This window comes from Pantoea phytobeneficialis (genome assembly GCF_009728735.1).
In the GTDB taxonomy this organism is placed as follows: Bacteria; Pseudomonadota; Gammaproteobacteria; order Enterobacterales; family Enterobacteriaceae; genus Pantoea; species Pantoea phytobeneficialis.
In genome coordinates this window covers 3,824,813-3,836,898 of sequence record NZ_CP024636.1, presented here as the reverse complement: position 1 = coordinate 3,836,898, position 12,086 = coordinate 3,824,813, and the positions used below count along the sequence as shown (strand labels likewise).

13 protein-coding genes are annotated in these 12,086 nt (G+C 54.2%); 3 read left to right on the top strand and 10 right to left on the bottom strand.

What is annotated here, in order from left to right; translation table 11 throughout:
* Positions 1-407 precede the first annotated feature (407 nt).
* The 10 genes from CTZ24_RS17720 to CTZ24_RS17675 all read right to left on the bottom strand — a co-directional run bounded on the left by CTZ24_RS17720 (position 408) and on the right by CTZ24_RS17675 (position 7,291).
* The gene (locus tag CTZ24_RS17720) at positions 408-1,382 is read right to left on the bottom strand and encodes a glutathione S-transferase family protein (protein ID WP_208724246.1); all 975 of its coding nucleotides are present in this window, start codon (positions 1,380-1,382) and stop codon (positions 408-410) included.
* Between the two features lie 67 nt (positions 1,383-1,449).
* Positions 1,450-1,860, bottom strand: a complete 411-nt coding sequence (locus CTZ24_RS17715; protein ID WP_036625565.1) for a DoxX family protein — start codon at positions 1,858-1,860, stop codon at positions 1,450-1,452.
* A 210-nt stretch (positions 1,861-2,070) separates the two neighbouring features.
* Entirely contained in the window at positions 2,071-2,355 is a 285-nt protein-coding gene (locus CTZ24_RS17710; protein ID WP_208724245.1) for a YqjK-like family protein, read from the bottom strand.
* Positions 2,352-2,750, bottom strand: coding sequence for a phage holin family protein (locus tag CTZ24_RS17705; protein WP_200864654.1), 399 nt, complete (start codon positions 2,748-2,750; stop codon positions 2,352-2,354). Before CTZ24_RS17705 ends, CTZ24_RS17710 begins: the two co-directional genes overlap by 4 nt.
* Positions 2,751-2,752: 2 nt before the next feature.
* Positions 2,753-3,058, bottom strand: a complete 306-nt coding sequence (locus CTZ24_RS17700) for an ElaB/YgaM/YqjD family protein (RefSeq protein ID WP_208724244.1) — start codon at positions 3,056-3,058, stop codon at positions 2,753-2,755.
* Between the two features lie 154 nt (positions 3,059-3,212).
* A complete protein-coding gene (locus CTZ24_RS17695) occupies positions 3,213-3,587 on the bottom strand; it encodes a DUF1090 family protein (protein WP_021183522.1) in 375 nt (124 codons plus the stop codon).
* Positions 3,588-3,759: 172 nt separating this feature from the next.
* On the bottom strand, positions 3,760-4,128 hold the full coding sequence (gene mzrA, locus CTZ24_RS17690; protein ID WP_021183521.1) for an EnvZ/OmpR regulon moderator MzrA: 369 nt from the start codon (positions 4,126-4,128) through the stop codon (positions 3,760-3,762).
* Positions 4,128-4,802, bottom strand: a complete 675-nt coding sequence (locus CTZ24_RS17685; RefSeq protein WP_013510637.1) for a DedA family protein — start codon at positions 4,800-4,802, stop codon at positions 4,128-4,130. Before CTZ24_RS17685 ends, mzrA begins: the two co-directional genes overlap by 1 nt.
* Before the next feature lie 322 nt (positions 4,803-5,124).
* Complete coding sequence (gene exuR, locus CTZ24_RS17680; RefSeq protein WP_021183520.1) at positions 5,125-5,898, bottom strand: transcriptional regulator ExuR; 774 nt, start codon at positions 5,896-5,898, stop codon at positions 5,125-5,127.
* Positions 5,899-5,989: 91 nt separating this feature from the next.
* On the bottom strand, positions 5,990-7,291 hold the full coding sequence (locus CTZ24_RS17675; protein WP_036625639.1) for an MFS transporter: 1,302 nt from the start codon (positions 7,289-7,291) through the stop codon (positions 5,990-5,992).
* A gap of 396 nt (positions 7,292-7,687) precedes the next feature.
* On the opposite strand from CTZ24_RS17675, the gene uxaC reads away from it, so the two are divergent.
* The 3 genes from uxaC to CTZ24_RS17660 are packed head-to-tail and all read left to right on the top strand — an operon-like array spanning position 7,688 to position 12,049.
* Positions 7,688-9,103, top strand: coding sequence for a glucuronate isomerase (uxaC, locus tag CTZ24_RS17670; RefSeq protein ID WP_208724243.1), 1,416 nt, complete (start codon positions 7,688-7,690; stop codon positions 9,101-9,103).
* A 2-nt stretch (positions 9,104-9,105) separates the two neighbouring features.
* Positions 9,106-10,554, top strand: a complete 1,449-nt coding sequence (locus CTZ24_RS17665) for a tagaturonate reductase (protein WP_208725586.1) — start codon at positions 9,106-9,108, stop codon at positions 10,552-10,554.
* A gap of 4 nt (positions 10,555-10,558) precedes the next feature.
* Positions 10,559-12,049: a UxaA family hydrolase gene (locus CTZ24_RS17660; protein WP_021183516.1), complete on the top strand. Its 1,491-nt coding sequence runs from the start codon at positions 10,559-10,561 to the stop codon at positions 12,047-12,049.
* Positions 12,050-12,086: the final 37 nt, after the last annotated feature.

The window sequence follows — 12,086 nt, the reverse complement described above, 5'->3', positions numbered from 1 at the left end:
ATGACTGTCCACTCCTCTTTCTATGAAAAGAACGCGGCTTATCGGTCAGTTTCGGCTTTTTAATGCAAAAACCCCGCTTCGGCGGGGTTTTTGTTTTTGCCCGGAATGAATAACTGTCCACTCCTCTTTCTATGAAAAGAACGTGGCTTATCGGTCAGTTTCGGCTTTTTAATGCAAAAACCCCGCTTCGGCGGGGTTTTTGTTTTTGCCCGGAATGAATGACTGTCCACTCCTCTTTCTATGAAAAGAACGCGGCTTATCGGTCAGTTTCGGCTTTTTAATGCAAAAACTCCGCTTCGGCGGGGTTTTTGTTTTCAGCATGCACTGAACCGTAGCGGCGCGATTTATCGCGCTATTCCGTGCTCGGTGCCAGAAAAATCCGCGCGATAAATCGCGCCGCTACGAATTTATCCCCGTCCGTGCGGCTCATCCCAGTTAAATGCCGGTCCAAGCGAGATCACCCCACTCGGGTTGATGGTCTTATGGCTGCAATAATAGTGATGACGGATATGCGGCAGATTGACGGTTTCGGCAATCCCTGGCATTTGGTAAATATCACGCAGAAAGCCGCTGAGGTTGCGATAATCGCTGATCCGGTGGCGATCGCACTTGAAATGCGTGACATATACCGGATCAAAACGTACCAGGGTGGTCCACAGACGCAGATCGGCTTCGGTCAATTGATCGCCGGTCAGATAGCGATGCTGACCCAGGATCTGCTCCAGGCGCGCCAGTGAATGGAACAGCGCCGTTACCGATTCATCATAAGCAGCCTGCGAAGTGGCGAAGCCCGATTTATACACGCCATTGTTTACCGTTTCGTAAATCCAGCTATTCAGCTCATCAATTTGTGGCCGCAACGCCTCGGGGTAGTAATCGCCAGCGCGTGCGCCCTGCGCATCAAACGCGCTATTCAACATCCGAATGATGTCGGCCGATTCATTGCTGACAATGGTGTGCTGATGTTTGTCCCACAGCACTGGCACGGTAACGCGCCCACTGTAGTGAGGATCGGCATGCAGATAGAGTTGATACAGGTATTCGTTCTGATATAGCGAATCGCCGGTAGCGTCGGGGAAATCGTCGTCGAAGGTCCAGCCATTTTCCAGCATCAGCGGATGTACCACCGACACGGAAATCATCTCTTCCAGTCCCTTCAGCTTGCGCATCAGCAGAGTACGATGCGCCCACGGGCAGGCGAGTGAAACGTATAAATGATAGCGGTCGCGTTCGGCGGCAAAACCGGCTTTCCCGGTGGGACCCGCGCTGCCATCAGCGGTAACCCAGTTACGCCACACCGCTTCTGTACGTTTGAAGCGGCCACCGGTTGACTTCGTATCGTACCAGGTGTCATGCCAGACACCGTCAATCAGTTGTCCCATAAGCCCTCCACAAAAAAATGGGGCGAGGAATATCCTCGCCCCTTTTCAGTATACGCTGCTTGTGTACTTAGCGTGCGGTTGCAGTCTGGAAACGCTGACGAATCAGACGGTCGATGCTGTATGCACCTGGACCAACCAGACCCAGCACCAGGAAACCACCAGCGATTGACAGGTTTTTCATAAACATCAGCTGGTTAACACCTTCAGCGAAGTTACTGTGGAACAGGAACGCCGTCAGAATGGTGAAGCCGGCAGTAAACAGCGCCGTGAAGCGGGTCAGGAAGCCGAACAGAATCGCCAGACCGCCACCCAGTTCCAGCAGAATTACCAGCGGCAACAGGAAGCCAGGGACGCCCATTGACTGCATGTACTGTGCGGTGCCTGCATAACCGGTCAGTTTGCCCCAGCCAGCGGTGATAAACAGAATGGTCATCAGAACGCGTGCCAGTAACAGGCCAGAATCTTCGAATTTTTTCATCATCTACTCCAACAAGGTTTTTATTGCAGGTTGCTGGCCTGCGGCAATGTATCCCGCCGAATCACGCCTTGTGATTCATTGGGCTGATGGCTAGAGATGATAATCGCGGGTTGGAAAGGTTGTAAGCGAGATAATCTGTCGATGTTGTTCAGGAATTCTGATTAAAGGAAAAACGGACCTGAAAAAGGTCCGTTGTCAGAAGGAGTTAGCCTAACGTGGTGGCAGCGCTGATTTGATCATCCGCCAGGTGCTCCATAGCCCAAAGCCGCGTTTCGCCCAGCGTAGTAGCCGATTAGGGCTGCGAATTGACCAGATTGCCAGCGCGCTGCTACCAATCGCCAGATAGCGGCGCAAACTGAGGAAGGTGAGCCAGCCCCGATCATACTGCGCGGTGCTCTCCAGCCAGTCACGCCTGGCTGCGCTCAGATCCAGCCGTTGCTGTTGTACCTGATTCAGCAATGCGTGGATGCGTGCTTCGCGCTCGCGGCGGCTCATGAGCGATGCTCCTCCAGCAGTTTGCGATCGGTATCCAGCTCTTTGCGCGTATGGCGCAGCAGTGTGGACTGGCGGGATTTACGCAGTGTCCAGACACCAAAAATCAGCGCCAGCAGGAACAGGACGGCAGTGGTAATCGCAATCGCCATCAGCCGATATTGCGCATCCACCGCCCAGATGATCAGCACCATCAGGCTCATTAACCCGAAAGCGGTAAACAGCATGGTAAGGCCCACCATCATCAGCATCTGAATCAGGTTGGCTTTTTCCTCTTCCAGTTCCACCACTGCCAGGCGGACGCGTGTCTCAACGATACTGACCAACGTGGTAACGATACGTTGACCAATGTTGATGACCCCTTTGCCCGGGCCGTGGCTTTGCTGACTGTCACTCATCATTAACGCCGTGAAAGCAGAATGCCGATGACCACACCCACCGCAGCACCAATACCGACGCCGTGCCAGGGATTTTCACGCACGTAATCATCTGCTTTATGTGCGGCTTCGCGGGTGGATTGCGCCAGGCGTTCGCCAGACTCGCCCAGGCGTTCACGCGAAGTGTCGAGCGCTTCGCGGGCTTTCTGACGCAATTTATCCAGCTCAGTCTTTGACTTCTCGCCGGTGCTGCTCAGCACTTCTTCCAGGGTGTCGGCCAGGTTTTTCAGTTCGGCACGCAAATGTTCTGATGTTGGTTCTTTAGCCATGAAAATCTCCTTTTATGCCCGTCATACTTCAGGCTACAGGTACGTTGGCTGCGTTCATATACCTCAGTCACTTACTGGAGTAAGCTCCTGAAGTCTATGAGCTTGCCGCCTTCCTGTAACCTGAATTATTTAGGGCATGTAACAGTAAGTCCGATTAATAGCGTTCAGCTTCGAGTTGCTTTAACTCGTGCTGCGCTTCTTCCAGCTTGCGCTCGCGTTTAGCGATCTTCTCTTTGTCATTACCTTCCTGGCGCTCTTCTTTCAACTCACGCTCACGTTCGGCGACATCATGCTTTTGCGCCTCAATACGCTCATGATGTGCAGCTTTCAGTTTTTCATCGGTACAACTGGCGCGCACTTCGGTTAGCGCACGCTCCAGCCCGTTTACCCGGCGCTGGTTATCATGCTGCTTTGCCATACCAATTTCGCGCTGAATGTCCTGCTCCTTCTGCTGACATAGTGACTCTGCTGCCAGAAGTGAGCCGGAGAGGGAGAGGAGAACAGCACCCAGGAGTAATTGACGTTTCATCAGGTAAAACCTTCCTTTGTGAATGACCTGCCGCAAACCGGGCAGGAGAGGCTTCCCAGCTTGTCTTGTGCTCGCGCTACCTTTAAGCATAGACAGCGGATGAAAAAATTCAAAGAAGACGCGGGGATAGCGAGGGTTGTGGTCGCCCGGACGAGTATCCGGACGACGCAATTTAGCTGTAAGTCAGACGACTGGGGTCCTGATTTTGCTGCGATGCCTGATGACCGGCGGCCACAACAAAACCTTGTGGCAGCAGGCGACGCAGTACCTTCTGTGCGGCCAGGCTTTGCTCTTCGTTTTCGAAATGAATCACCAATGCATCACCAGAAGGCGTGATGCTTTTAATGCGCACGCCCTGGGCGGAGAGTTGCTGATACAGATAGAAGCCATCCGGCAGCGGGGTGCCGCTGTTGGCAACGCGAATCTGCACCACAGTTTCATGGCTCAGCAGCGCAGGGGCGAAACTGATGGCAACGAGAGCCAGCGCAGCGCCCAACAACCAGGGCAGAAGACGCCTTGGGATGCGGGTCAGAATTTTCATCACTGTGATTTCCCATTCTGATCAGACTGACGTTTACGCCACAGCACCACCAGTGACCCGACAAGACCAAACACCAGCAACACCAGGGGAAGCATCATCAGGCAAAACATCAATTCGTCTTCATAGCGACGGAAAATGGGGGTTTTGCCAAGTGCGAAACCGAGCACTGTAAGGATCACTACCCACAGCAAACCGCTCACCCAGTTAAAGAACTGGAAACGCGCATTGCTGAGGCCAGATAACCCGGCAATGGTTGGCAGCAGAGTGCGCACAAACGCGATAAAACGGCCAATCAGCAGGGCGGAAAGCCCATGACGATGGAACAGGCTGTGCGCGCGTTGATGATATTGCGCGGGTAAATGAGAAAGCCATTTTTGTACCGTGGGGGTATTCCCCAGCCAGCGTCCCTGAATGTAGCTAACCCAGCAACCGAGGCTGGCACCGGTGGTCAGGACCAGAATGGTGAGTGGAAAGTTCATGGTGCCTTTGGCGATCAGCACGCCAACCAGAATCAGCAAGCTATCGCCGGGCAGAAATGCAGCGGGCAGCAGGCCGTTCTCAAGGAAGAGAATCATGAACAGCACGCCATAAATGGCCCACACCAGTGTCGGGTCGGAAAGGGTTTCAAAATCCTGCTGCCATAAGGCATGCAGTAATGCCTGCAAAATATCCATCAATCGGTCCTGAACATCATTGTTAAACGTGCCCGAAGGGCTGGAGCACTAGCTGGCAGTTTGGTTATGCATTTTAGGAGCGCAGCTGAGCCGGATTTTCCGGATCCTTCCAGAATTGATTGTTAAATCAGCAACTTTTTAATGCCCTGTCGCAAAGGGTAAGAAAAGGGCGATAACTGTAACAAAAATCATGGATCTGAGACAGTAGAAAGTTCCCGCAAGAGAGGAGTTTTACCTTTAGATGCAACTGGTCAAAAGGAGCTTTACATGAGCTGACACTATTGCAGATTAACTGACTTTCCTGCCGGAAAAATCAGCAAAATTAGCGGGAATTATCAGTGCCTTCCGGCAGGATGACCGGGTTTTCAGCAAACATGTAACGATCGACATTAAACTCAAAATCGTCTGCGGTAGCGTTAAACAACATCTGTTTAGTATTTTCCAGATGTTGCCACATAGCCAGCTTACTGGCGGCGGGATCTTTGCGGATGAGTGCTTTCAGAATTTGATCGTGATCATCGCACCAACTGAGGATGTTGCGCTGATCAATATGCTCATGCAATTTCAGCCAATAGGGGTTATGCAGGCGGTGCAACCACATCTTCTCGACAATGGCGGCTAAGGCGCTGTTCTGCGTCGATTGTGCAATGCGGACGTGGAACTGCATATCCCATTCAGAATCACGAAAATGGTCTTCCTGGCGGGCCTTCTCCTGAATGGCCATCAGCGCGATGATATCCTGACGAGTCACCTGGGTTGCCGCGAACTCCGCGACATTACTCTCAATCAGCTGACGTGCCTGCAACAATTCAAATGGACCAAAACTGGCGAATTCCAACTGACTGGAGGTCACGATACGGTTTTGCTGTTGGCTGGCAATAACGTGAATGCCTGAACCTTTGCGCACTTCCACGTAGCCTTCGACTTCCAGCATGATGATCGCTTCACGTACCACGGTACGGCTGACCTGCATCTCCTCAGCAATTAAACGCTCGGCAGGAAGTTTATCACCCACCGGGTATTCTCCGGCTTCAATGCGGCGTTTCAGCTCGCTGGCCAGTTGTTGATAAAGACGTCGGGATTCGGTCAGGTCCATTGCGCGGTTCCGCTATGCAGGTAAACGAGGAGTTGTTATACCACTTCGGCCGGGCGGAAGAAATGGGCTGGCTCACACCAGCCCAAAGAGATTAACTACGGACCGCCGCAGTTTGTACGGGTGGCGCGCTTTCCATTTCGGAAACCGGTTTGTTTTTCAGCACACTCCAGATAACGACTGCGCCGATCAGGTCAAACACCGCCAGAGCAGCAAAAAGCGGGCTAAAGCCGAGGGTATCGGCCAGGGCACCCACCACCAGGGCAAACAGGGTGCTGGCGGTCCAGGCTGCCATACCGGTCAGGCCATTAGCGGTTGCCACTTCATTGCGACCAAACACGTCAGATGACAGGGTAATCAGCGCACCGGACAGGGCCTGGTGAGCAAAACCGCCGATACACAGCAGACCAATTGCCACATACGGACTGGTAAACAAGCCGATGGTACCGGGGCCAATCATCAGCACTGCACCCATCGTGACCACCAACTTACGTGAGACGATCAGATTGACACCGAACCAGCGTTGAAACAGCGGCGGTAAATAACCCCCCAGGATGCAGCCGAAGTCAGCAAACAGCATCGGCATCCAGGCGAACAGCGCAATCTCTTTCAGATTGAAGCCATACACCTTAAACATAAACAGCGGAATCCAGGCATTGAAGGTGCCCCAGGCAGGTTCAGCCAGGAAACGTGGCAGCGCAATCCCCCAGAACTGGCGATTACGCAGAATCTGACCAACCGACATTTTGCTGTTGTTACCGGTTTGATGCTGTACTTCCTGGCCGGCAATGATGTAGTGGCGTTCTTCCTCGCTCAGCTTGGTTTGCTGCTTCGGATGTTTATAAAACACCAGCCAGCACAGAGCCCAAATCATGCTCAGCACCCCGGTAACGATAAACGCCATCTGCCAGCTATGCGCCACAATGGCCCAGACCACCAGCGGCGGTGCCAGCATCGCACCTATCGATGAACCCACATTGAAGTAGCCCACCGCCACAGAACGTTCTTTGGCCGGAAACCACTCGCTGCTGGCTTTTAATCCTGCCGGGATCATGGCTGCTTCTGCGGCACCGACCGCACCACGCGCCAGCGCAAACCCACCCCAACTTCCTGCTAACGCAGTGGCGGCGCAGAAGATAGCCCAAAGTATCGCAAACACCGCATAGCCGACCTTCGTGCCCAGCATATCCAGCACATAACCAGCGACCGGTTGCATCACGGTGTAACAGGCCGAATACGCGGCGACGATATATGAATATTGCTGGGTGGTGATGTGAAGCTGGGTCGCCAGCGTGGGTGCTGCTACGGCAATAGTATTACGCGTCAGGTAGCCCAGAACGGTGCCCATCGTCACCAGTCCAATCATGTACCAGCGTAGCCCTTTGATCTTACGCATCATTAACCTCTTCCAGTTTGTCGTTGCGGCGTTGCCGCTGTTGTTATCTGGAGCGGGACTGCTCGTGAGACAGCTCTCTTCACGCCCGCAGACGCTGAAACGCGCCTTTATTTCCTTGCCTGTGCCATCGGTCTGGCATCAATGGAGCGAGAGGTTAACTTGTTATACAACTTTAAAAGTTGAGAGCCATCACAAAAACCCTTCAAGGCGTGTGTGATACTGTTCTTCGACGTAATAACAGCAGGTTAGCGGTATTTTTGCGGCTTTTTTGTCCATATCCACATCAAAGATCTGTCATTAATGTGAGGTTCGTCGCAAAGAATTCCGCCGTTTATCAAAATTGGTATGATAACTTTGTGTCATTAGCCAACGGGCTACAAAAATGAGGAAGCAGGTATGTCGCGTTTTATGACTGAGGATTTTTTACTGGAAAGCGAATTTGCGCGTCGTCTTTATCATGACTACGCCAAAGACCAGCCGATTTTCGACTATCACTGTCACTTGCCGCCACAGCAGATTGCCGAAAATTACCGCTTTACCAACCTCTATGACATCTGGCTGAAAGGCGATCATTACAAATGGCGAGCGATGCGCGCCAATGGCGTACCGGAAGCCCTTTGCACCGGCAACGCCACCGACCGTGAAAAATTCAATGCCTGGGCGCGTACCGTGCCGCACACCATTGGTAATCCGTTGTATCACTGGACGCACCTCGAACTGCGCCGCCCCTTTGGCATCACCAATGTGTTGCTGTCTGAGCAGACGGCAGATGACATTTGGGATCGCTGCAATGCGTTGCTGGCACAGGATGCCTTTACCGCACGCGGCATTATGCAGCAGATGAAGGTGAAAATGGTCGGCACCACCGACGACCCGCTTGACGATTTACAGCATCATCGCGCCCTGGCGCAGGATGACAGCTTCAGCGTCAAAGTGCTGCCGAGCTGGCGTCCGGACAAAGCCTTTAACATTGAGCTGGAAACCTTCCTGCCGTGGATCCACAAGCTGGAGCAAGTGGCGGATGTCAGCGTGCAGCGTTTTGACGATCTACGTCGTGCCTTAAGCAAACGCCTTGATCACTTTGCCGCTCATGGCTGCAAGATTTCCGATCATGCGCTGGATGTGGTGGTGTATGCCGAAGCTGATGAGGCCACACTTGATGGCATCCTGACGCGTCGTTTGCAGGGTGGTTCCCCATCCAGCGAAGAAACCGCGCAATTCAAAACGGCGGTGCTGGTGTGGCTGGGCAGTGAATATGCCCGTCGCGGTTGGGCGCAGCAGTACCACATCGGTGCGCTGCGTAACGCTAATCGTCACCACTTTGAGCTGCTGGGACCGGATACCGGTTTCGATTCTATCAACGATGCGCCGCTGGCGATCCCGCTGGCTCGTCTGTTGGATGCACAAAATCGGCAAAACGCATTACCGAAAACCATCCTGTATTGCCTAAACCCGCGCGACAACGAAGTACTGGCGACGATGACCGGGAATTTCCAGGGTGAAGGGGAACCGGGCAAGATGCAGTTTGGCTCGGCATGGTGGTTCAACGATCAGCTCGATGGCATGCAGCGTCAAATGACGCAACTGGCGCAGATTGGCCTGTTGAGCCGTTTTGTCGGCATGTTGACCGACAGCCGTAGCTTCCTGTCCTATACCCGTCACGAATATTTCCGCCGCCTGCTGTGCCAGATGATCGGCAATTGGGTGGAACGCGGCGAAGCACCTGCCGACGAAGCGCTGCTGGGGCAGATGGTACAAAACATCTGCTTCAACAATGCCCGTGATTACTTCGGCATTGAGTTAGGAGCCTGATGATGCAGCGGCTAAACCGTCACGACTTTCCCGGCCCGCGCTATACCGACCGCGTAATCCAGTTTGGCGAAGGGAATTTTCTGCGCGCCTTTATTGACTGGCAACTCGACTGGCTCAATGAGCATCAGGGTACCGATGCCGGTGTGGTGGTGGTGCGGCCGCGTAATCGAGAAGTGAAAGACTCGCTGAATCAGCAGGATGGGTTGTACACCACGCTGATTCGCGGGCTGAATGCGGCGGGTGAGCAGGTGAGCGAAACCCGCCTGATTCGCAGCCTCAACCGGGAAATTCAACCCTATCAACAATTCGACGATTTTCTGGCCCTGGCGCGCGCGCCAGAGATGCGTTTTGTGTTCTCCAACACCACGGAAGCAGGCATTGCGTTTGCCGAACAGGATCAACTGACCGATGCGCCAGCCTCCTCCTTTCCCGGCAAGCTGACCCAGCTGCTGTGGGCGCGTTACCAGCATTTTGCCGGGGACGCTGCTAAGGGCTGGTTAATCGTTCCCTGCGAATTGATCGACTACAACGGCGATACGCTCCGCGCGCTGGTACTGCGCTATGCCGACCACTGGCAGTTACCGCAGGCATTTGCCCACTGGGTACAGCAGCATTGCGCGTTCTACAACACGCTGGTTGATCGTATCGTCACCGGCTTCCCGGCCGACAGTGAAGCTATCGCTACCCAACTGGGTTACGAAGATCGTTTCCTGGTGGCGGGTGAGGTGTATTACCAGTTTGTGATTCAGGGACCGGCGGCACTGGCACAAGAGCTGAAGTTGGCCGTGCTGGCACCTGAAGTGAAGCTGGTGGAAGACATCACCCCTTACAAGGCGCAAAAAGTGGCGATCCTCAACGGCGCGCACACTGCGATGGTACCGGTGGCGTTCCAGTCCGGTCTGGAGAGCGTCGGAGAAGCGATGGACGATGCGCAGATCGCGGGCTTTGTTGAAGCGTTACTGCGCGATGAAGTGATCCCCACTCTCGACTTGCCGCCTGCTGAGCTGCATGCCTTTGCTGCTGCGGTACAGCGCCGTTTCCGTAACCCATTTATTCGCCATGCACTGCTTTCTATCGCGCTGAACGGCATGACCAAATTCCGTACCCGCCTGCTGCCGCAGCTATTGCTGGCGCAGCAACAACAGGGTAGCTGGCCGCCGCGCCTGACCTTCGCCTTTGCCGCGTTGCTGGCGTTTTATCGCGGTCAGCAGGGCGATAAAAGTTGGCCGTTGCAGGACGATGCCCACTGGCTGCAACGCTATGCCGAACTCTGGCCAGCAGTGCAGGCGCAACAGCTGCCCGTGGAACAACTGGTCAGCACGGTTCTGAGCGATGCCAACCACTGGGGCGAAGATTTAACCCGGCAGCCAGGGCTGGTGGCTGCGGTAAGCCAACACCTGCAAAACATCATCGTTCACGGGATGCGAACGGCGCTGACACAACTGAGATAACGCTATGCAAGATGCGATAAGAATACATTCACGCGATAACGTCGCTGTGGCGTTGCGCGATTTGGAAGCCAATACCCTCGTTGAAATCGATCACGTCCGTGTTGAGCTGCGTCAGGCCGTGGGTCGCGGTCATAAATTTGCGCTGCAACCGCTGGCGACCGATGCGCTGGTGATCAAATACGGATTGCCGATTGCGCACGCTACGCAGCCGATTGACGCGGGTGAAATCATCCATTCGCAGAACGCGCGCACCAACCTGAGCGATCTCGACGAATATGATTATCAACCCGATTTTCTTGCACTGCCGCCGCAGGCCGGGGATCGCGAAGTACAGATTTACCGTCGCGCCAGCGGCGAAGTGGGGATTCGCAATGAATTGTGGATCCTGCCAACCGTGGGTTGCGTTAACGGCATTGCGCGCCAAATTCTGCAACGTTTTCTCAAAGAGACGGACGATGCGGCAGGGATCGATGGCGTGCATCTGTTCAGCCATCCGTTTGGTTGCTCGCAGTTGGGCCAGGACCATGAAAACACCCGCACCATGTTGCAGAATATGGTGCGTCATCCAAATGCTGGCGCGGTGCTGGTGATTGGTCTGGGCTGTGAGAACAATCAGGTGGATGTGTTCCGCGACACCCTCGGCGCGTATGAAAGCGATCGCGTACAATTTATGGTGTGTCAGCAGCAGGACGATGAAGTGGAGGCCGGACTTGAGCGGCTGCACGCGTTATACAACGTGATGCGTCACGATCAGCGCCAGCCGGGCAAACTCAGCGAGCTGAAGTTTGGTCTGGAGTGTGGCGGTTCGGACGGTTTTTCCGGCATCACGGCGAACCCGATGCTGGGGCGTTTCTCCGATCAGATGATCGCCAATGGCGGCACCACGGTGCTGACCGAAGTGCCGGAGATGTTCGGGGCGGAGCGCATTCTGATGAGCCGCTGCCGCGATGAAGCCACTTTTGATAAAACGGTGGCGATGATTAACGACTTCAAACGCTACTTTATCGACCATCAACAGCCGATTTATGAAAATCCTTCACCGGGCAATAAAGCCGGGGGCATCACCACGCTGGAGGAGAAGTCACTGGGTTGTACGCAAAAAGCCGGGCAGAGCCAGGTGGTGGATGTGCTGAAATACGGTGAGCGCCTGAAAACGCCAGGTCTTAATCTGCTCAGCGCGCCAGGCAATGATGCCGTTGCCACCAGTGCCTTAGCGGGCGCGGGTTGCCATATGGTGTTGTTTACCACCGGACGTGGCACGCCTTATGGCGGCTTTGTACCGACGGTGAAAATTGCCACCAATACGCAATTGGCGGAGAAAAAGCCGCACTGGATTGATTTCAACGCCGGACGACTGATTGAGGGCATGAGTATGGATGCGATGCTGGCCGATTTTGTCGAGATGATCGTCGCCATTGCCAACGGCAAGCCTGCGCGCAATGAAGCCAATGACTTCCGTGAACTGGCGATTTTTAAAAGCGGAGTGACGTTATAAACCGCGCAGCGGCGGGATTCATCGCGCAGTTTCGTGC

Bases quoted from the DNA above. Each gene is read 5' to 3' on its own strand.
- CTZ24_RS17720 (WP_208724246.1), bottom strand. From the start codon at position 1,382: ATGGGACAACTGATTGACGGTGTCTGGCATGACACCTGGTACGATACG.
- CTZ24_RS17715 (WP_036625565.1), bottom strand. From the start codon at position 1,860: ATGAAAAAATTCGAAGATTCTGGCCTGTTACTGGCACGCGTTCTGATG.
- CTZ24_RS17710 (WP_208724245.1), bottom strand. From the start codon at position 2,355: ATGAGCCGCCGCGAGCGCGAAGCACGCATCCACGCATTGCTGAATCAG.
- CTZ24_RS17705 (WP_200864654.1), bottom strand. From the start codon at position 2,750: ATGAGTGACAGTCAGCAAAGCCACGGCCCGGGCAAAGGGGTCATCAAC.
- CTZ24_RS17700 (WP_208724244.1), bottom strand. From the start codon at position 3,058: ATGGCTAAAGAACCAACATCAGAACATTTGCGTGCCGAACTGAAAAAC.
- CTZ24_RS17695 (WP_021183522.1), bottom strand. From the start codon at position 3,587: ATGAAACGTCAATTACTCCTGGGTGCTGTTCTCCTCTCCCTCTCCGGC.
- mzrA (WP_021183521.1), bottom strand. From the start codon at position 4,128: ATGAAAATTCTGACCCGCATCCCAAGGCGTCTTCTGCCCTGGTTGTTG.
- CTZ24_RS17685 (WP_013510637.1), bottom strand. From the start codon at position 4,802: ATGGATATTTTGCAGGCATTACTGCATGCCTTATGGCAGCAGGATTTT.
- exuR (WP_021183520.1), bottom strand. From the start codon at position 5,898: ATGGACCTGACCGAATCCCGACGTCTTTATCAACAACTGGCCAGCGAG.
- CTZ24_RS17675 (WP_036625639.1), bottom strand. From the start codon at position 7,291: ATGCGTAAGATCAAAGGGCTACGCTGGTACATGATTGGACTGGTGACG.
- uxaC (WP_208724243.1), top strand. From the start codon at position 7,688: ATGTCGCGTTTTATGACTGAGGATTTTTTACTGGAAAGCGAATTTGCG.
- CTZ24_RS17665 (WP_208725586.1), top strand. From the start codon at position 9,106: ATGCAGCGGCTAAACCGTCACGACTTTCCCGGCCCGCGCTATACCGAC.
- CTZ24_RS17660 (WP_021183516.1), top strand. From the start codon at position 10,559: ATGCAAGATGCGATAAGAATACATTCACGCGATAACGTCGCTGTGGCG.